At 35.5% G+C, this 19,648-nt stretch carries 14 protein-coding genes, 1 tRNA gene and 3 pseudogenes; 7 read left to right on the top strand and 11 right to left on the bottom strand.

What is annotated here, in order from left to right:
* The first annotated feature begins 59 nt into the window (after positions 1-59).
* Complete coding sequence (locus P3F56_RS07200; protein ID WP_281152216.1) at positions 60-1,160, top strand: NAD(P)/FAD-dependent oxidoreductase; 1,101 nt, start codon at positions 60-62, stop codon at positions 1,158-1,160.
* A 457-nt stretch (positions 1,161-1,617) separates the two neighbouring features.
* Here P3F56_RS07200 and P3F56_RS07195 read toward each other — a convergent pair whose 3' ends face one another.
* Positions 1,618-2,364, bottom strand: coding sequence for a TIGR00297 family protein (locus P3F56_RS07195; RefSeq protein ID WP_281152215.1), 747 nt, complete (start codon positions 2,362-2,364; stop codon positions 1,618-1,620).
* A 2,632-nt stretch (positions 2,365-4,996) separates the two neighbouring features.
* Here P3F56_RS07195 and P3F56_RS07190 point away from each other — a divergent pair.
* On the top strand, positions 4,997-5,206 hold the full coding sequence (locus P3F56_RS07190; RefSeq protein ID WP_281152214.1) for a hypothetical protein: 210 nt from the start codon (positions 4,997-4,999) through the stop codon (positions 5,204-5,206).
* A 1,166-nt stretch (positions 5,207-6,372) separates the two neighbouring features.
* On the opposite strand, the gene P3F56_RS07185 is transcribed toward P3F56_RS07190, so the two are convergent.
* Together P3F56_RS07185 and P3F56_RS07180 are read right to left on the bottom strand one after the other, a co-directional pair.
* Positions 6,373-8,370: an ABC1 kinase family protein gene (locus tag P3F56_RS07185; protein WP_281152213.1), complete on the bottom strand. Its 1,998-nt coding sequence runs from the start codon at positions 8,368-8,370 to the stop codon at positions 6,373-6,375.
* A 135-nt stretch (positions 8,371-8,505) separates the two neighbouring features.
* Positions 8,506-8,796 (bottom strand): YggT family protein, encoded by a 291-nt coding sequence (locus P3F56_RS07180; protein WP_281152212.1) that lies wholly within the window; start codon positions 8,794-8,796, stop codon positions 8,506-8,508.
* A gap of 275 nt (positions 8,797-9,071) precedes the next feature.
* Between P3F56_RS07180 and P3F56_RS07175 the strand changes: the two are divergent.
* A pseudogene (locus P3F56_RS07175) lies at positions 9,072-9,893 on the top strand (aldehyde dehydrogenase family protein); the annotation flags it as partial.
* A gap of 274 nt (positions 9,894-10,167) precedes the next feature.
* Here the strand turns inward: P3F56_RS07175 and P3F56_RS07170 are convergent.
* Positions 10,168-10,239: transfer RNA gene (locus P3F56_RS07170), tRNA-Val, on the bottom strand.
* Positions 10,240-10,303: 64 nt separating this feature from the next.
* On the opposite strand from P3F56_RS07170, the gene P3F56_RS07165 reads away from it, so the two are divergent.
* A complete protein-coding gene (locus P3F56_RS07165; protein ID WP_281152211.1) occupies positions 10,304-10,888 on the top strand; it encodes a metal-binding protein in 585 nt (194 codons plus the stop codon).
* A gap of 9 nt (positions 10,889-10,897) precedes the next feature.
* On the opposite strand, the gene nuoK is transcribed toward P3F56_RS07165, so the two are convergent.
* The 4 genes from nuoK to nuoH form a co-directional block, all read right to left on the bottom strand.
* A complete protein-coding gene (gene nuoK / locus P3F56_RS07160; protein ID WP_281152210.1) occupies positions 10,898-11,209 on the bottom strand; it encodes an NADH-quinone oxidoreductase subunit NuoK in 312 nt (103 codons plus the stop codon).
* Between the two features lie 31 nt (positions 11,210-11,240).
* On the bottom strand, positions 11,241-11,867 hold the full coding sequence (locus tag P3F56_RS07155; protein ID WP_281152209.1) for an NADH-quinone oxidoreductase subunit J: 627 nt from the start codon (positions 11,865-11,867) through the stop codon (positions 11,241-11,243).
* A 108-nt stretch (positions 11,868-11,975) separates the two neighbouring features.
* Positions 11,976-12,557, bottom strand: a complete 582-nt coding sequence (ndhI, locus tag P3F56_RS07150; RefSeq protein WP_281152208.1) for an NAD(P)H-quinone oxidoreductase subunit I — start codon at positions 12,555-12,557, stop codon at positions 11,976-11,978.
* Positions 12,558-12,593: 36 nt separating this feature from the next.
* Positions 12,594-13,712 (bottom strand): NADH-quinone oxidoreductase subunit NuoH, encoded by a 1,119-nt coding sequence (gene nuoH, locus P3F56_RS07145; protein ID WP_281152207.1) that lies wholly within the window; start codon positions 13,710-13,712, stop codon positions 12,594-12,596.
* A 976-nt stretch (positions 13,713-14,688) separates the two neighbouring features.
* Between nuoH and P3F56_RS10555 the strand changes: the two are divergent.
* The 3 genes and pseudogenes from P3F56_RS10555 to P3F56_RS07130 all read left to right on the top strand — a co-directional run.
* Positions 14,689-15,059, top strand: a pseudogene (locus P3F56_RS10555) (Uma2 family endonuclease); the annotation flags it as partial.
* Positions 15,060-15,303: 244 nt separating this feature from the next.
* Positions 15,304-15,414 carry a delta-aminolevulinic acid dehydratase gene (locus P3F56_RS07135; RefSeq protein WP_281152205.1) on the top strand — a complete coding sequence of 37 codons (111 nt, stop codon included), beginning with the start codon at positions 15,304-15,306 and terminating at the stop codon, positions 15,412-15,414.
* 158 nt (positions 15,415-15,572) lie between these two features.
* On the top strand, positions 15,573-16,388 hold the full coding sequence (locus tag P3F56_RS07130; RefSeq protein WP_281152204.1) for a Cof-type HAD-IIB family hydrolase: 816 nt from the start codon (positions 15,573-15,575) through the stop codon (positions 16,386-16,388).
* Here the strand turns inward: P3F56_RS07130 and panB are convergent.
* From panB to psaB, 3 genes and pseudogenes are all read right to left on the bottom strand, one after another.
* Complete coding sequence (panB, locus tag P3F56_RS07125; RefSeq protein ID WP_281152203.1) at positions 16,385-17,158, bottom strand: 3-methyl-2-oxobutanoate hydroxymethyltransferase; 774 nt, start codon at positions 17,156-17,158, stop codon at positions 16,385-16,387. The two genes, P3F56_RS07130 and panB, sit on opposite strands and share 4 nt — an antisense overlap.
* Before the next feature lie 41 nt (positions 17,159-17,199).
* On the bottom strand, positions 17,200-17,889 hold the full coding sequence (bchM, locus tag P3F56_RS07120) for a magnesium protoporphyrin IX methyltransferase (protein ID WP_281153759.1): 690 nt from the start codon (positions 17,887-17,889) through the stop codon (positions 17,200-17,202).
* A gap of 147 nt (positions 17,890-18,036) precedes the next feature.
* Positions 18,037-19,101 (bottom strand): annotated as a pseudogene (gene psaB, locus P3F56_RS10550) (photosystem I core protein PsaB); the annotation flags it as partial.
* Between the last annotated feature and the right edge of the window lie 547 nt (positions 19,102-19,648).

The following is a 19,648-nucleotide window of genomic DNA, read 5'->3' as shown; positions in this document are numbered from 1 at the left end:
TAATAACCACTTTTTTATGCTATCGAAATCTTAATTTAATCCTTTATTGTTGAGTAACAATGATTCATGTAGCTGTTATTGGAGCAGGTGTTATCGGAGCAGCAATTGCTTATGAATTGAGTTTGGTTAAAGGGTTAAGAATTACCTTAATTGATAAACAAGTCCCTGCTTCAGGTTCTACGGGAGCAGCATTGGGAGTTTTAATGGGGGTTCTTAGCCGTAAAACAAAGGGAAGAAGCTGGAAACTTCGTCAAACTAGTCTAGAACGCTATGAAACCCTAATTCCTGAATTAGAAATCCTTACCAAACAAAGTATTCCTGTTAATCGTCAAGGAATTTTGATGTTAAGATTTGCAGAAGAATCGATAGGAGAATGGGAAAAACTAATAACAATTCGTCAGTCTCAAGGCTATGACTTAAAAATCTGGGATCAGGAAACTTTAAATAGAAAATGTCCTCACATTGACAATCATAGGATTGTTGGTGCAATTTATTCCCCTCAAGATTTACAAATTAATCCCCAAAAATTAACACAAGCTTTAGTTAAAGGAGCCTCTATAAATGGGGTTAACTGTAAGTTTGGGATTGAGGTTAAGAATATTATTTCTAATACCTTAAAGGACTCAAATGTCCGCCAATGTTATAAAATTCAAACCACAGAAGGTAATATAAAAATTGATGAGTTAGTTATAGCTGCTGGGTTGGGATCAACTCCCCTGACCATTACGTCTAGTCAACCTCTAGACATTCGACCAGTTTTAGGTCAAGCATTACAAATTAAGCTGAATAAACTGCCAGGAAATAAAGACTTCCAACCGGTCATCACAGGTAACGATGTTCACATTGTTCCATTAGGAAATAGAGAATATTGGATCGGTGCAACGGTAGAGTTTCCTGACGAAATGGGAGAGATTATTTCACGGCCAGAATTATTAGAAAAAGTTAAAAGAAAAGCGATTAGTTTTTGTCCTACTTTACAAGATGCTAAAGTTATAAAAACTTGGTTTGGAAAACGTCCTCGTCCCCAAGGTGAACCTGCTCCAATTATTCGAAAATTACCTCATTATAGTAATATTTTATTAGCTACGGGACATTATCGTAATGGGGTTTTATTAGCACCAGCAACTGCATTAGCTATTCGAGAATATTGGTTTGGCTGAACTTTTCATGTAAAACTAACACTTTAAGAGGAGGGAATAGAAAGGAGAAAATATTTGATTGCTGTAATCTTTATTTAGCAAAAATAAACCTTAAGAGCCTCTATAACTGGAATCAGTATCGATGGTTGAGTAAAGGTATATAATTTACTCTTTTTACTCATAAATCAGCCGAAGTAAAATTTTATATTTTAAGTAAAAAAATAAAAGAAAATCATACAATTAGCTTCTATTTTTTAAAATAAAAACGTTTTAAATGCCAACAAAAAATCATTTTATTAATTAATTTAGTTCGCTACTTGATGGATTAGAAAAATTTTGTTACATTCGACAACTTAAAAAGTATGATATTGAACTGATAATTTAAGCTGATAAATTCAGCAGAACCGATTTTATCATCATCAAAAGTATAGATAAGACACGTTAAATACTATAAACGATACTCCTGATCACACAAACGTTAAATAAACTGAGTCCACCCCCAAGCAGCAAAGATAGCGACAAACGCTCCAATAAAAGTATTAAAAACATTAACAACTTCATTAGTCATCCAGTCTGATTTTTCCTGTAAAGTTGCCCCAATTAAACTTTCTAAACTAGTAGCAATAAAAGCAGAGAAAATACACAAAAACACTCCCGCTAGATTAATCAAGCCAATACCCCAAGCTAATAAAGCAATTACCCCAGAAGCAATCACTCCTGCCAAAGTACCCTCCAAACTGACGGCTCCTTCAGTTCCCCGTGGCACAGGTTTGAAGGTAGTGATTAAAAATGTGCTTTTCCCATAAGCTTTTCCTATTTCAGAAGCAGTTGTATCAGAAAGTTTGGTACTAAAACTAGCAACATATCCTAAAATCAATAATTCTTGCCAAGAAGAATCAAAAAATAAAGTCATTAAAGCACAAAGTATAGCTATTAATGCTGACCCCCAAATGTTTTCTGGACCTCGCATTCCTGACCGTTTTTCAGCAATTCCGGCTGCTTCTTTTTCTGCTATTCCGATGCGGGTTACTGCTGAACCCACTAAGAAGTAAAACATAATGACGGTGTAACCTTGCCATCCGAGTGTTCCCCAAACCAAAATCCCTAATACCCAAGCATGGAAGTATCCAGCAATAGTTAATAATTTTTTAGGGACAATAAGGGCAATGACGATTAAAAGCGAATTTAGACCATTAGCAATGAACCAAGAGTTTGTAATTTCCATCTTAATTAAGAGTTAATAATTAATGGTTAATTAATTTAATTTAATCTAATTTTGCTTTCTTTTGCTAATAGAGCTTTTCCATACATATAGTGGCTTCAGTTTGACTAGAAAGTCTGATTGGAACGTTTAAATAACTTTCTCTGATTTTTCTCTAAGTTTCATTTCTTATTTTTAGTACCCTCCGGCAGTATTCACTTGAATTAAAGGAGTTATTCCTAATTGCTACAGTTCTTGATAACTTATATTTTCTATTTTAGAGATTGCTTCTAGTGATCTCTATAGAGATTCTACCTCATTAGAGGGTTTAAGTTCTAAGTTGGAAGTTAAGTTAGGATAATTAATTAGAAAATATTCTCCAGACTTTAAGAGAAGATAATAATCTAAATTTTTTAAAAAAAATAAAAATCAAGTTACTTTACTTTTAAGATGTTTCATTATTGACAAAGTTTATTGAAACTAGACTTCCCGTATTTGAAGCCTCACCAGTTAACCATCAATCTCTTAAACTGTCGCTGTAAATTCCTGATTAATAATTTTTAATACGGATTCTACTTAGTGATTTTAATACTAGAGTAGACTCCAAAGATATAACCACTTATCTTGATTATTTAACTTCACTGGCTAAAAAATCGGCAATACTATTTCTAACTTTAATACAAAAAAACTATTTCATCCTTTAAATAGATGAATTTAAATATATATAAAATAGAAAAGTTTTTTTAAAAAAGTAATTTTTATATGTCAACCTGCTTAAGAATCGAGCTAATCAAATTAGAAAAGCAGGTACTATCAAAGTTTACTCTTGACCCAGAGATTCTCTCTAGAAGGAGAATAAGGATAGAGATTTTATGTTTAAATGTAAGGTTAGAGAAAGTTTAAAAGAATTAAATTAAGTAACAGAAAAAATAAAATTTATAATAATAACTTTTTTGCAAATTGTTTATAGAACAGAATAATTGTATTTTTTCGAACAGTAAAAAAAAGAACTTGGTCAGAAAAAGATATAAATTATTTTAAATAGCTCTTATAAAGAGATGAAACAACTTATCGATGGCTAACAATTATTTAAAGCTTTAAAAGAGTAAAACTAACTCCCGGAAGAATGCGTAATATTTTAACAAAGAGCGGGAAATGGAAATAAACAAAAATGAGTACAAGAATTAATCCTTTATGTTTTAAAGAAAAAATGCTAAAAAAGTAGATCAGAAAATGCTGCATCATTCAAAAAAGAATGGGAATTTAAAGCTTATTTACTTATATAAAGTCTATTTTTTTAGGAAAAACAGTAAGATATACTTATTTTTAAGTTTAAAAAACAAACGTAATTACACAGAGTAGGAAAAAGAAACCAGACTAAATATAATAGAAATATAAAAAATAAATAAGAATTTTAATTCTGTTTTACTGAAAAAATAAAAATAAAAATTTTACAAATATTTTTTATCAACAAAGTAAAATAAAGATAAAAAACAATGAATATAAATGCATTTATGCATAAAAGCAGTAATTATTATTGATAATTATTCAGTGCATACAAATAGTTTAGTTAAACTCAAATAACGGCAAAAAAAGTTATTATTATAATTTAATTATAGTATTGTAAATTGCAATTCAATTGTTTGAATATAGAGAAATAAAATCATTGACTTTTTGAAAAGTAATTTATAGCTACATACTTAGATAAGCATTGATAAATTTAAAAATAGATTTAATTCGAGAAAAAGATCTTTTTTTATAAAAAATCTAACTTCAGATACTATACAATCAATTAAGAATTTTATTATTTTATTTTTATTTTAATGACCTATCGCAATTCAGTACCAACAGTTCATATTCTTAATGAACCCATTGTAAACTCAAACAACTAATTATCTTAATAGAACGGAAAATATTACCCATAATTGGGCGTTATCTAGAGAATTTGTAGGCCATATAAAAATGGGAGAAACAGTTACCCGACGGGAAGCCCAAGAAAAGATAAATCTAGCAATAGAACTTATTGAACAATTTTATTGTTACCTTTATCCTAACTAAGATTTAAGTTCACTTAACTTTAAGTCATGAATGCAATAATTATTGACATCATTATTATTTAATTGTCCAAGTTAAACTTTAAAACAAGTTAATTCTCTAGTATTTAGAATAATCTAAAATAGAGGAAATAAGCTACAGTTAACTAACTTAGTTCATGATAAAAAAATTAAAAATAAGAACAAAAATAATCTAAATATCAAACAACATCATCTAATTAAATCAACTGATTAAAAATCCCAATTCCTCCATATCACTGACAATTCTTAAAATTCTTATTGAAAAATATAAAAAGCAATTTTTCAGTGTTCAAGGTTACATGTAACCTACAGGTGAAGTAAGTGTTGTTTTCATCGATAAAAATAATGGGTACTTCCGACGGACAATTTTATTTAGGTTATCATTTTATAGTCAATCTAAATTATTATTTAATTCTACAAGAACTAGACTAAAAGATTAAAAAAATATCAGTAAAACCGATTAACATGAAGAGTTATTGATAACAGTTTTTAACTGTTTAAATCACTCTAAGTCAATGGATAGATATAAAATTTAAACCATAGAAATTAACTTTATAAAAGATGGGAAACTGGATTAGTTTATGAACTTTAAATTATTAACTAATGGTCATTATATTGAAACAACAGGGTTATTCTATCCCCAACAAGGTCAAGAGAAATATTATATCGTCTTAAAAACTTACAAAAAGAGTAATATTATTGTTTATCGCCTGATGACTTTAGGAATTTTATGGCGAAACATCGATTATGTTTTTATAGTGATAATAAAACTAATACTGTATTATATTTAATGGGAGCGTGATTATAATTTTGAAAATTAGAGTGAACTTGTATTCAACACTATTTAGAGGAAGTAGAGACAATTTATAAACGAGAAAAAAATATTTTTAAGTAAGAAAAGAAACCAGTAATACTAAGTACAACGGCTATACTCTCCTAAAAAAAATAGGAAATTTAACCTAAAATAATAAGTTTAATTATTAATTACTTCTTTGATTTGACTGAAGATGTAACAACGATTTAGCAATATTTATTCCATTTCATCAAATATTTCAAAATACTCATTAACTCAAAACTAATAAACTAAATTCAGCCATTTTATATTCCCTCTTGGAATTTAATTTCATAAAGTTGCTCTCTTTAGTAGTTTGACAAATTCGTAGACGTATGACCGACAATTCATAGCCCTGACTTCTCATTGCAGTTCGTCTTTTCCTAGACTCCAGACTTTTTTTCTGATTGGTTTCAATTCTACTCTAGGTTCATCAAAAAATATATATCTATCTTAGTTTTTATCTATCTTTTTCACGTAATCCCATCCTGTTTGGTCCCAAACTTTTTCAATACAATTTTTGTTTTCTATCTAACGAGCTACTTTCAGTCTTTTCCCTGTTTGCCAATGTGCTGGTTTTAATTTTAATTAGTGAGCTAATTTCTTAAGTAGTTAATCAGTTAATAGAGATTTTTTTCTTCTCTTTGCTTAAAATTCTTATTTTGACATCCTAACAATCTATTCTTCTATTTAATTAGATTTGTTCGGAATTTATTCGCTCTAATTAAATAGATTACTACAGCAACTACTCTCTTTTTAAGAGTCTGTCCCTGAAATATTGATATTTTTTAAGGTAAATACTATCCTCTTAAATCTACATATTTTTTTCTTTTTAAGGAACTATTTTTGGGTTTAAGTCAACTAAATCACAAAGCTAAATTAAGTTTTTTTAGGTATCGTTTTAATCTAGATTATTTTCCTTTTATTGTAAGTGAGTTCCTACAACATAATTTAGTATATTTTATAATTATAGTGAGTCTATTGCTCTGAATCTTTCAATTATTTGGACGATCTAAAAAGAGTTAAGTTTGACACCTAAATTTAGTATTAACAAACGACTGAAGTGCGTTAAATCAACTGAACACACCCGACAGTTATTTTAGAGATTTACTTAACCTAAAGTCTCTAAGAGGCCACAGGTAAAGATTTTTTAGTTGAAGATACAGAACTTTTTTTGTCTTGAGGTTGATCCAACTCTAAAAGTAAATTACGAATTAGACTAGCAACTGCTTTTTGCATTAATCCTTCAACAATTTTTTGTCCCATCTGTTGAATTTCTGGTTTAACTAATAGTTTTGTAACTATGGGAACGAGGTGCATGGGATCGAATCCTGGAGTGTCCTGAAGAATTTTTAAAATATTTTTCAGATGTTCTGTTGTCTGACCATTGTTTCTTAAGTCTGGAGGAGTTTCTTGAACGGCTAAACCTACTCGTTTTCTCACTACTGTATAAGCATTAAACCAGGTTTGACGACCCAATAAATCGATAGTATGAATTACTCCATCAATGAGACGTTCCCGAATAAATAATCCTCGTTCGGAGAAGAGAAACTCAGTAGCTTGATCGAGAACTCTATCAATATCATAGTCTTGAGAATCTTTAGCATTTCTTAATAAATTTTCTAAACGACTCCATCGGAAATTTCCATCTTGAAATAATAAATTTTTGAGGGAAGTTCGTAATTCTTGAGATGGATCAGTCAGGAGTCGTTTCGCAATATAAGGATAAGCTTTGCTGAGTACTTTAAAGTTAGGATCAATGCCAATTGCAATTCCTTCTAATGTTACCATTGATCGAATAATCAAAGCATAATAAGCAGGAACACGGAAAGGAAATTCGTACATCATTGCAGACATCTGATCAGTAATACTCTTGAAGTTTAACTCAGCAACACTTGCTCCCAAAGCATTACCAAAAACTTGACTTAAAGCTGGAATAATTGGAGATAAATCTGTATCGGGTTGGAGGAAGTCTAGCTTAACATAATCATAAGCTAATGATTCAAAATCACGATTAACTAGGTGGACAACGGCCTCAATTAGACCATAACGTTGATAGGGCTTGATGTGACTCATCATACCAAAATCTAGATAAGCTAATTGTCCATTGTCCATAGCTAATAAGTTCCCAGGATGAGGATCAGCATGAAAAAAACCATGTTCTAATAACTGACGCAAAGAACATTGAACCCCGACTTCTATCAGATGAGTTGCATTAATTCCTTTGGCTTGAACTTTTTTAATATCGGTTAACTTTGTTCCCTCTACCCATTCCATTGTTAATACACGTCTTCCCGTATACTTCCAGTAAATTTTAGGTACATAAATTTCAGGTAAATGTCCATAAAATTCGGCAAATTTTTCGGCATTTTTTCCTTCTTGAACGTAGTTAATCTCTTCAAAAATACGGCTAGCTAATTCGTCTGTAATAGAAACTAAATCTGAGCGAATGAATTTAAATACTTGCTGCGCCCAACTGGCTAGATTTCGCATTAGATAAATATCTAATGTTATGCGTCGAATTAAATCAGGACGCTGCACCTTTATAGCTACTTTTTCTCCATTTTTTAATTTTCCTTTATACACTTGTCCCAAGGAAGCTGCCGCCAAGGGTTTGGGAGAAATTTCTGCGTAAATCGCCTGGGGAGATTCTCCTAATTCTTCTTCAATAAAACGGTAGGCAACCTCATTAGGAAAAGAAGGAATGTGATCTTGTAAGGAGGTTAATTCATCAAGATAATTGGGGGGAACTAAATCAGGACGCGTTGATAGAGCTTGTCCAATCTTAATATAAGCAGGTCCTAATCTGGTCAGTATTTCCCGCAACTGAATTGCCCGTTTGCGGTTATTTTTAGGGTTGATCCCCCTTAATTTATCCCACCATAAACCTAAAAAAAACCAGGAAGATTGTGAAGCAATACTAATCAACCTATGTAAAACTGCTAAAAAACGTTTACTGTAATACTCCTCAATACTCTCTGGGTGATAACTCCAACTTTCAGGGGAAAGATCGCTAATGGGACCTAAATCTTCACCATGGCTTTGGGAAATATGAATAGGTTGGGCTTCAATGGTAATTAAATCTGGAGACTCAACAACTGGTGATACAGTAAATTCAGGCATAGGAGCAATAGGCTAGTAACGTCAAAAAAAACTTTTGTAAATTATTGTAATCAAGTTTTGTTAGTATAACCGAACTAGAGAAACCATTTAAAACCGGAGCTTTTAGTAGCCTACTACACTAAAAATATTATTTGTCTAATGAGTTTGTAAAATCATCGTGATTAATCCTTGCTGTCCTAGTAAAATTTCTCGTAAAAAACTAAAAATCCCTACCCAAATAATCGGACTAATATCCACACCACCCAAAGGAGGAATGACCTTACGAACAGGAGTTAATAACGGTTCCGTAGGACAAATAATTAATGTCCAGGGAAAATGATTTAATTCTACTTTAGGATACCAAGTTAAAATAATTCTTATAATAAATAAAAAGGTCATTAAAGCAAAAAATATGCCCAACCCCCAACTTATGATGGTAATATTCATAGTCACAAATTATAGTTTGTATTTTTAATTATTCAAATACGAGCTTTCAGGACCATCTTTTAACTGAATATAATTTGGCTAAAAAGATAGGCATTACTCTGTATAAATTATATCCTACTTTTTCTAAGTCACCCCTTTTTATTCAACTTAGCCAGAAATATTCAAGAAAGCTTGACCTTCTCATGATATCTTACACTGATCAACTTTTTTAGTTGTGTCAGTCAAGTAGCACTATAAACTAAGAAGGTTGAATTGCTTTTTTTAAAAATAAGTTAATAAGCATTCAGACAACAACAACTCCAATTGAGGATATAATCCAACAGCAAAGGGCATTGTTGGGAACTGGCCGGACGAAATCAGTAAACTTTCGTCTAACGCAACTAGAAAATTTGAAGCAAGGAATCATTGATCATCAAGAGGCAATTGTTGAAGCCACTAAAGATGATCTGGTCCGACCCGCATTTGAGGCCTATTTTTAAATCGCAATTCTAGGAGGGATTAATCTAGCTCTTCAAAACCTGAAATCTTGGATTAAACCCCAACGGGTGCCAACCCCTGTTGATCAATTCCTAGCTTTATCTTGGGTTCAACCAGAACCTCTGGTGGTTGTGTTAATTATCAGTCCCTGGAACTATCCTTTTCAACTAATGATTTCTCCTCTAGTGGGAGCGATCACAGCTGGAAACTGTGCTATTCTCAAGCCTTCTGAACAAGCCCCTTGCTCTTCCCAAGTGGTGGCTAATCTGATTAAATCCACTTTCGATCCTTACTATGTCTCTGTTGTAGAAGGAGACATTAAGGTTAGCCAACAATTATTAGCCCACAAATTTGACCATATTTTTTTCACTGGAGGAGCGTCTGTTGGACGCATTGTGATGAAAGCGGCCGCGAAACATCTAACACCAGTTACCCTAGAATTAGGAGGGAAAAGTCCCTGTATTGTCGATGACAATATCAATGTGGATTACGCTGCTAAGCGAATTGCCTGGGGCAAGTTTATCAACGCCGGACAGACCTGTATTGCTCCAGATTATTTATTGGTAAACTGTCACATTAAACCAACTCTTTTGAAGAAACTTAAAAAATTTATTATCGAACAAATTTTTATTTTTGTTGAAAACATATAATAAATTCTAGACATTTATTATATTTTCTTTGTTTGTACTCTTGTTATATCGGCTCTCACTCATGTGAAAAAAGACGAATCCATTGAGTCTCACTTATAATCTTCTCCGTCTTATCACTTAACTTAAAAACAAACCAGTGAGTTGCCGATTAAAACTTGGAGATAATTCCTTCATAAAAGATAGGAGTGTGTCAGATGTGTTAAAAATTTTTTCCTTCCAGAAAGAGTCTTATTAGTCAAATTGATGGGCGATACTGGATTTGAACCAGTGACAGCCTGCTTGTAAGGCAGGAGCTCTACCGCTGAGCTAATCGCCCCAACTCACTCTTATGAGATGATAACATATCTTTTGACAATTAAACAACAAAAATAGATTTTTTTATGCCTTCTGGCCGTACCCACGATCGTATTACGTTTTGGAGTTTACCTCTACTGGTTGGGTTCACCTATCTCTTCAGTGGTAATAGGAGACTGACGTTATTAATTGCGGGGTCTTATCTCTTCAGTGGATTAATGTTTGGTCCTGATCTCGATATTCACTCAATTCAATACAAAAGATGGGGAATAATTCGAGGGATGTGGCTTCCTTACCGATATCTCATCAAACATCGTTCTCTTTTCTCTCATGGATTTCTAATTGGGACCATTCTACGTTTGTTGTATCTTTTGACCATTTTAATGTTGGTAGCCATAATTGGGATAGTGATCGTCCAGTTAATTTGGAGGTTTGACTGGAGTTTGCAACAGTTTATCCACAAGGTCATACAATTAATGATCACTAGATATTCCCAAGAAGTTATCATCTTGGGGATAGGATTAGAATTAGGGGCGATGAGTCACACCATCAGTGATTACATCAAATCAGCGATAAAAAAGCATCAGAGACAAACGCAAAAGCGAACCAAAAACAAAAAAAATTCCCGACGGAGACGTTCATCTGGTTCGGGAAGATCTAAGGTCAAATAAGACAAGTTTTTACCATTTGAGAAGATTAAACTGTTCCATATCAATGGTGTCACGATTGCGATAGATAGCCAGAACAATCGCTAACCCAACAGCTGCTTCAGCAGCCGCAACAGTAATCACAAACACAGTAAAAACTTGACCTTTAATTTCCACCGAATCAGAGAAATTTGAAAATCCCATAAGGTTCAAATTAACTGCATTGAGTAATAATTCAATGGACATTAAAACGCGAACTGCATTGCGACTAGTAACTAAACCATAAATGCCGATACAGAATAGAGAAGCAGCTAATAGTAAGCAAAATTCTAATTGTAGTTGCATAATTTTTCTTGAAGGATTACTGATGACTAACTTACTGTTTACTTCCTTTAGATAAGGCTAATTCTCGGGCTTCTAACTCACTAGGACGTTCGGGTAATTCGAGAGCTGTCTCAATTTCTTTGTGAGAGGCTAAGGTTTCTGGAATTATATCACGACGAGCTAGAATAATTGCCCCTACCATCGCGATCAAAAGTAACACAGATGCCAATTCAAAGGGAAGCAAAAAATCACTAAAGAAATGTTTACCAATCTCGACAATTGTATTATCAATAACCTGAGAAGAAGGGGGATTAATTGACCACGGAGTAACAAGAATCATGGTTGTTAATAAAATAAATATTCCCCCACAAACTAAAGCAGTTAAGCCTTTGCGCCTCCAATGTCTAGGTAAAGTAGAAAAGTCTTCTCGCTTGTTAACCAACATAATAGCAAACAAAATTAAGACATTAATAGCCCCAACATAAATTAAGACCTGAGCCACCGCCACAAAATCAGCATTTAGCAGAATATAAATACCAGAAATACTGATAAAAACTCCCCCCAATAAAAAGGCAGAGTAAACAATGTTTGACAGTAAAACAACCCCTAGAGATGTCCCGATAACCATTGTTGCTAAAATAGCAAAGGAAACAATTTGAACGCCTTCCGCTAAATTCACTACTGTTAATCCTCCTTAATTTAGTTAATCTTAGTTGATAGTTGATAGTTAATAGTTAATAGTTAATAGTTAATAGTGTTCTTTTTGTACTATTAACTATTAACTATTTTACTCGCTCTCTTTGACAATTTCTTCAGGGCGCTTTCCTGCTCGTTGACTTCCTGAGGGTAAATCATGAGGGTCAAACACCCCTTTAGGCAGGTATCCCAACTCCCGTAAGGGAGTTACCATTGAATCTTGAGTTACTTTATAAGGCAACCGTCCGAGGGCAACATTATCATAATTTAGTTCGTGACGATCGTAGGCCGCTAGTTCATATTCCTCTGTCATGGATAGGCAATTGGTGGGACAATACTCAACACAATTACCGCAAAAAATACAAACCCCAAAATCGATACTGTAGTGTTTGAGTTCTTTCTTCTTAACAGTTTTGTTAAATTCCCAATCTACTACCGGAAGGTTAATTGGACATACCCGAACACAGACTTCACAGGCAATACACTTATCAAATTCAAAGTGAATTCTTCCCCGGAATCGTTCTGAGGGAATAAGTTTTTCATAGGGGTATTGTACCGTAACCGGACGGCGACGCATATGGTCAAAGGTAACAGATAGCCCTTGACCAATATATTTAGCCGCCTCAACACTCCCTTTAGCGTAATCACTGACTTGTTTGAGTAGGTTAAACATGACACTTGATTGGTAGTTTTTAACAAAAAAAAGGGATTAGCCGCCAAAAGCGACAGGAAAGGCAAGTTTTAGGGCTGACGTGAATAAAAGGTTAACCAAAGAAACAGGAAGTAAGAATTTCCAACCTAAATCCAATAATTGGTCAATACGAACCCTGGGAACTGTCCATCGTATTAAAACAGCGAGGAAGATCAAGAAATAGGCTTTAAGTACGGTCATCGTGATTCCTAAGGAAGCGGTAATCACCTGCCACCAAGAATTTGTCTCGTTTACCCCAATCCAACCAGCTAGTTTTTCAAGAGGTACGGGAAAATCCCACCCTCCTAAGTAGAGAATGGCAAAAACCAAGGCCGACAACACTAAGTTAACGTATGAGCCTACATAGAATAAACCAAACTTCATCCCTGAATATTCAGTTTGATATCCTGCCACAATTTCTTCTTCTGCTTCAGGAAGGTCAAAAGGTAGCCGTTCACATTCAGCCAACGCCGCAATCCAAAAGATAATACATCCTACAGGTTGCCGCCAAATATTCCAACCTAAAATGCCATATCCTGACTGTTGCTGCACAATGTCAATAGTACTGAGACTGTTGGACATCATGACAATTGCTAAGACGGATAAAGCCAAGGGAATTTCATAACTAATGGACTGCGCTGCTGCCCTTAACCCTCCAAGAAGGGAATATTTGTTGTTAGAAGCATATCCCGACATGAGTAAGCCAATGGGCGCAATACTGGATAAGGCAATCCAGAGGAAAATTCCCACATTTAGGTCTGTAATCACCAAATTTTGACCAAAAGGAACAATTAGGTAAGAAACAAACACTGGAAGTACCACTAACACTGGCCCTAGGGTAAATAATAAAGAGTCTGCTTTAGCGGGGATGATGTCTTCTTTAAATACCAATTTGATGCCATCAGCTACAGGTTGAAGAACCCCTAAAGGGCCTGCATATTCAGGTCCGATACGTTGTTGGGCGGCGGCAGAGATTTTCCGTTCTAACCATACCACTACTAATACCCCGACGGTAGCTCCAATAATCATTAAAAATGAGGGTAAGGGAATCCAGAGAGCTTTGGCTAGCCCATCAGGAAGTCCCATTTGCTTGAGAGATTGAATAAAACTGCCTTGTAGGTCGATTCCTGTGTTCATCTTGATTGATACAAGTTGTAGGTTTAGGTCTGTTGATTGATACTTGACGTATCTGATGATCTTCGTCTGCTGGCTATTTTGTCAAGATTTTCTCTAACACCATTGCCTAGTATATCGCTGTCTGTAAGATAGCTTCGGGAATTTTATAACAACTTCTACTTATAGTCGTCATAGACTGAATAAGATGGGGAGTTTGTTATTTAATGCTTACTTAAAATTTGAAGTAAACTGAAGGAAAATCTGTAGACCTGTAAGATTTACGATGTGGGTAATTTGGTCATTCTACCGGCAGTAAAAATAACAGTTATTAACAGTCATTAAATTTCCTAACGGAGAAATCGCGTATGTTCAAGATTCTAAGTTGACTGAACATTTACTGTCTAGAACATACGGAGATGGGAAATATAAAGCAAGACTGCTACGTGCTGTTGAATTTAATAAAGCATAGATGACAAAATTTATAAATTTATATTTATTATGGTCATACAAGTACATTATCAACACTTATGGATACTATAGATACTGAAATATTACGAGTTTAAATGAGGAGCACAATAGTATATAAAAAAACTATACCATTGAAGAGACGTGTATTTACTAGTGATTTTCAACATTTCTTGCAAAAGAACAACTATCAAATGTATTATTTTCCTTGAGCTGAATGGGAATGAGCTAAAAAAAACTGACAATAAATTGTGATCTATAAAATTGAATTAAGAGAATATAAGTAGGTAAAATTTAAAAGTAATTGAAAAAGAGTGATCGTTTAGATGCCGGCCCATACGGAAAATTCAGCTAACACAATATAGATAATATAGATATTTTTTTAAAAAAAGTTAATTTAACTTTCAAAAGATGTTTCTGGAAAGAAATGAAGGAAGATGGCGACGTTGTAACTGAAGAGTTTGTTAAACATAAACATGTTAAAGTGATCTTACTTTACTTGCGAAATTGATTTGAGTTCTACCAACTTGTTATGCTCTCATTTCGACTTGATGTTGTCGTTGTTAATCGAGATGCACTTAGTCAAGAACTGCTTCGGTTTGACCATTTGAGCAATCGATTTTAACTTTAGACAGTTCGATTTGTGGCAGAAGTCATCAGGAGTGACTGGCAAAATGATTATGCTCGTAAGAAAGTTGAAGACTACGCAGTTTTAGGCATTCGGGAATATTCGATTGCAGACTATGTCCGGATTAGAGGAGACTCAGAGATTTTGGAAAGCCCAAACAACTCACTCTATCTATCTGTATTTTATTAAATGGAGTATATGAAATACAGCAATTCAAGTGTAATCAGACCATCTCTTCTCAAATCTTCCCCGATTTAAAATTGACGGCGTTTTGAAGGCTTGTAGATTAAGTCAAGGGTTATAGGAGGGCGTGTGATTGACTTTATGGAGCATCTTACTGTACTAACCCTGCAAGTTGGGTTAAGAAAAACTCGAACAATCGATCAAAACTAGAGAAAATAAGTAACTTGGAAAATATAGTTAAACAACGGGTATCATAAAACAATACAAGGTATCTACACAATAGCTTGAGATGCCCTTTTGGATTGTCTAACCCAAAACACCCCTAAGCTTTTCAAGATGACCCTTATTGACTCTGATGCTTTTCACACTTTCGCTATTACCGTCGGGACATTGGTATTCCTGTCTATTGTCTTATGGGCGGTTTGGTTTGCTTTCAGAATGGACTGACAGCTACATATATACAGTCAAGATTAATGGAATATTAGTCTTGGTTGGGTTCGATGGTTATTGATTTATGAATAATCCATAGATTACCCCGCAATGGTTATGTCGACTTTCCAAGCAAGATTTTCTTTCAGAAAACAAGAATTAACTGGGAATAATTTGTGAACATTCGTTTATTGATGCTGGATATTGATGGAACAATTGCAGGTGAATCAAATCAGGTTACTGAGCTAGTTAAACAAGCGATCTCTAAAGTTCAAGCTAACGGGGTTCAAGTTGCTTTAGCGACAGGCCGGATGTATCATTCTGCGTTGCGCTTTCATCAGGCTATCGGTTCCCAATTACCGATTATCGCCTACAATGGGGCATGGGTTCAGTGTCCCACAACAGGGGCTCGTCATAAGCATTTTCCCGTGTCTACGTCCGTCGCTCTACAACTTTTGGAATATTTTGAGCGACCTCAATGGAACCAAGAAATTGAGCTTCACTGCTATATTGACGACCGTTTATACGTGCGTAATGTTACTCCTCGTACCCGAGCTTATCAACAGCGATCAGGTATAGAACCTTTGGTAGTAGGCGATTTACGAGATATTCTTGATTCACCAACTACGAAGGTTTTAGCTATTGGTCAACCTCAGTTAATAAATAAACTTCTCAAAGATTTACAAAAAGTTTACTCTCGTGATCAACTTTATTTAACCCAGTCTACTGAAATTTATTTTGAAGCTACCCATCCTCAAGCAAGCAAGGGTAATGCCACTCGTTTTCTGGCTGAGGAACTATTGGGATTTGAAGCCAGCCAAGTTATGGCCATTGGGGATAATTTTAATGATACTGAAATGTTAGAGTATGTGGGGTTAGGGGTGGCTATGGGGAATGCACCTATGGCAGTACAGAAGATAGCTAAGTGGGTAGCTCCCAGTGTAGAACAAGATGGAGTTGCTATTGCGATTAAGAAATTCTTATTAAATTAGGGAAATTCCCCATCACGTACTTCCCTAGAAAACTCTTTTACTGCTTCAGTAATAATCTGCCGTAAATTAGTATAAGATTTAGCAAAAGGAGGTTTTTTTTCTGATAATCCTAGTAAATCAGCAGTAACCAATACCTGACCATCACAGTCAGAGCCAGCGCCAATACCGATGGTTGGTATAGGAAGTTTACTAGTAATAATCTTAGCTAAATTGGACGGAATATGCTCAAGAACAACTGCAAATGCCCCCGCCTCTGATAGGGCGATCGCTTCCGAAATAATTCGTTTTTCGTCAGTTTCAGTCTGTCCCTGTTGACGATATCCTAAGCAATGCACTGACTGGGGAGTTAATCCCACATGACCCATCACTGGAATACCAATAGCCGTCAATTGGGCAACCGTTTCCACTACGGCCGGGTGTCCTCCTTCGAGTTTTACCGCTTGAACCTCTGTTTCTTTCAATACTCGCCCCGCCGTGTGAATAGCTTGGCTAATACTTTCTTGATAACTTAAAAAGGGCAAATCACATACTACAAAAGCCCGTTTTACTCCACGTTTCACCGCTCCTCCATGGTGTAACATCTCCTCAAGGGTCAGGGGTAATGTAGTTTTATGTCCCAAAGCCACCATTGCGAGAGAGTCGCCCACTAGAATAATATCAACCCCTGCTATGTCCAGGAGTTGAGCAATGGCGTAATCCCAAGCAGTGAGGACAGTTAAGAGACGGCCCTGCCGTTTGGCCTCAATAAGGCATTGAAGGGTAATAGCCATAGTCAACAAATATAAGTTAAAAATTAAGTGAGATTGAGAAATTAACTTCGGGTCGTCTCTAGAATTCGAGAGTAATAAAAATGGGTACTGGTCATAGCTTCGCGTTGAACTCTTAGACCATTGTTTTCTAGAATAGCAATGACATCCTTTTCTCTATGCTGATAAGCACGAGTAGTTTTACTAGGCCCTGGAAAGAATTCGCCAATTTTCTTGAGGATAGTTAAACAAAGGTTTTTAGGGGCAAAACTAAGGATTAGACGAGACGTTGCTAACGAGGCAAGATGGGCAATCATTTTAGCTGCATCTTCAGTGGGATAATGAATCAAAACATCAATACAAATGACGATTTGATATTGACCCGACAATCCCTCTAAGTCTTGAACCGCAAAGATAACATTACTGGTATCTTTCAAGGATTTTTGGGCTCTTATGGTGGCTTCCTCCACCATTTTCGGGGAAATATCACTGGCAAGAATTCTAGCCCCTGTCCGAGCTAAGGGAATGCTTAAACTCCCCACACCACACCCCGCGTCACAAATAGACAAACTGCTGATGTTTTCTTCAGCCTTTAGCCAGTCTACCACAGTATCAATAGTTTGCTGATGTCCGCGACGAATGTCCTTTTGAACTTTATTCACCTCTCCATCCCCATAAATCCTGCGCCAACGGTCAAACCCAATGGCATTGAAATAGTCTTTAACAATTGCTTTATCGTCGATAGTGTTCATCAGTGTGAGATAGTCTGGAATTATCGAGGGCAGATTCCTTATTGTACTAGTCAGCGTAGGTATAAACCGCTTTTACCATTCACTATTTAACAAGGCTAGGAGTAACCCTTAAAATTTCAATTGAGTTTCTCCTAATTCTTTCTCCGGTTCAGATTCTTCAACAATATCCGCCCCCACATACATATATACAAATAAGTAATTATTGCCACTGTTAATAGCGTCTAACCAACCGGGTGACTAGGCTGTACCGGTAAAAGCTAAGCTATCAGGATTAGACAGTAAGACATTAAAGCCATACATTGCTTTGCCAGAAGCCGCTTAAACAAACTGAGCAAATACAGGTTCAGGTAAGATTTGCTTTTTAGGAGTACCGAAAGCAACCATTAAATTGTTGTGAATATATAGGACTAAGGTGTGAAACCCAAGCAATAAAAACACTCAACTCAAGTGAAAGCTCAGGACCTCTTTGTGTTCCAACATCCGAGACAATACGTTATCTTTGTTAGCTTGAGGATCGTAGTTACGAACGAAGAAAATAGCACGTGAGCAAACGTCCCAACCATTAAGAACCCAGCGATGTACTGGTAATGGGTATAAAGAGCCGCTTGGGTGGTGTAGTCCTTAGAAAGGAAGGCATAGGATGGTAGGCATACTTAATATATGTTGTGTGTGCTACCAAAGAAATGATAACCCCTAAACTTGCCAACGCTAAACTTAGTTGGAAGTGAAGAGAGTTATTAATAATGTTGGTATAGCTCTTTTTGACTAGCCCCTAGCACACCACCATCCTTCGGGGGACGATGGGTGTTGAAAACCTTTTCAAGGGTGTGACCTATATCCCAGTTAGTGCAGTACATATGGCCAACAATAATGAAGAAAACTGTGATCGCCAAATGATAATCAACCGTATCAGAGAGCCATAGTCCACCAGTGACAGTGTTTAACCAGCCCTTAAAGGTTAAACACTGTCAGAATAGACTCCCCAATTCAAGCTAAAGAGGGGGGTTAGCCCTTGGGCAAAGCTAAGATACAACTCAGCCATCTTGCTGAGGTAGAGAAATTCATGGGGTAAAGAAATATCCTTAAGGGGGACTCCCGCATCCGACAACTTCTTTTACCGGCGAATAGACATGAATCTGGTGTCCGATCCAAGATAGATAAAGAGCCTAACCCCAGTAATCCTGCTAGGTGGTGGTTCATCATTGATGCCACGTTTCATTACCACTCAAACTTAAGAGTTCTTTTGTGGTAGTTAAACCAACCCGCAAACAACCTCAAGCCAGTCATGACTAAACCATCAATGGCTGTACAGAGTACAGTTGATAACTATTAATGCAACTGGAAGCTCTCCATAGGTAAAAGAAACCAGAGGTTATCTGAATACCGTGGAAACCTCCACCTACATCTGCATTGAAAATCCCTTGACCTACGAGCAGCTACACCACTTGTCTACTAGACTTAATAGCGGCTAGATTCGTCAGCCAAGCTTCATAATTAGAAAAATGAGCGCTATGGAAGTACATGTCGCTTAGCTAAACAAAGACAAAAGCTAAGTGACCTAAGTGTGCGCTAAAAGTTTTGCGTGATATATCTTCTAAATCACTGATTTAACTGTCAGAATTGTGTACATAGGTATGAAGATTCCAAATCCAGGTGGTGGTTTTGGGTCTTCTAGACGAAGTGCGCTTAAAATGTCCGGGCTTACCCGACTTCTCGAAATAAGTACTAACTGGATCATTATCTACTGTATGGGGTTCCTATC

The sequence above is a fragment of the cyanobacterium endosymbiont of Epithemia clementina EcSB genome (assembly GCF_029919255.1).
Taxonomy (GTDB): Bacteria; Cyanobacteriota; Cyanobacteriia; order Cyanobacteriales; family Microcystaceae; genus Rippkaea.
This window is presented reverse-complemented; position numbering and strand designations above follow the sequence as displayed.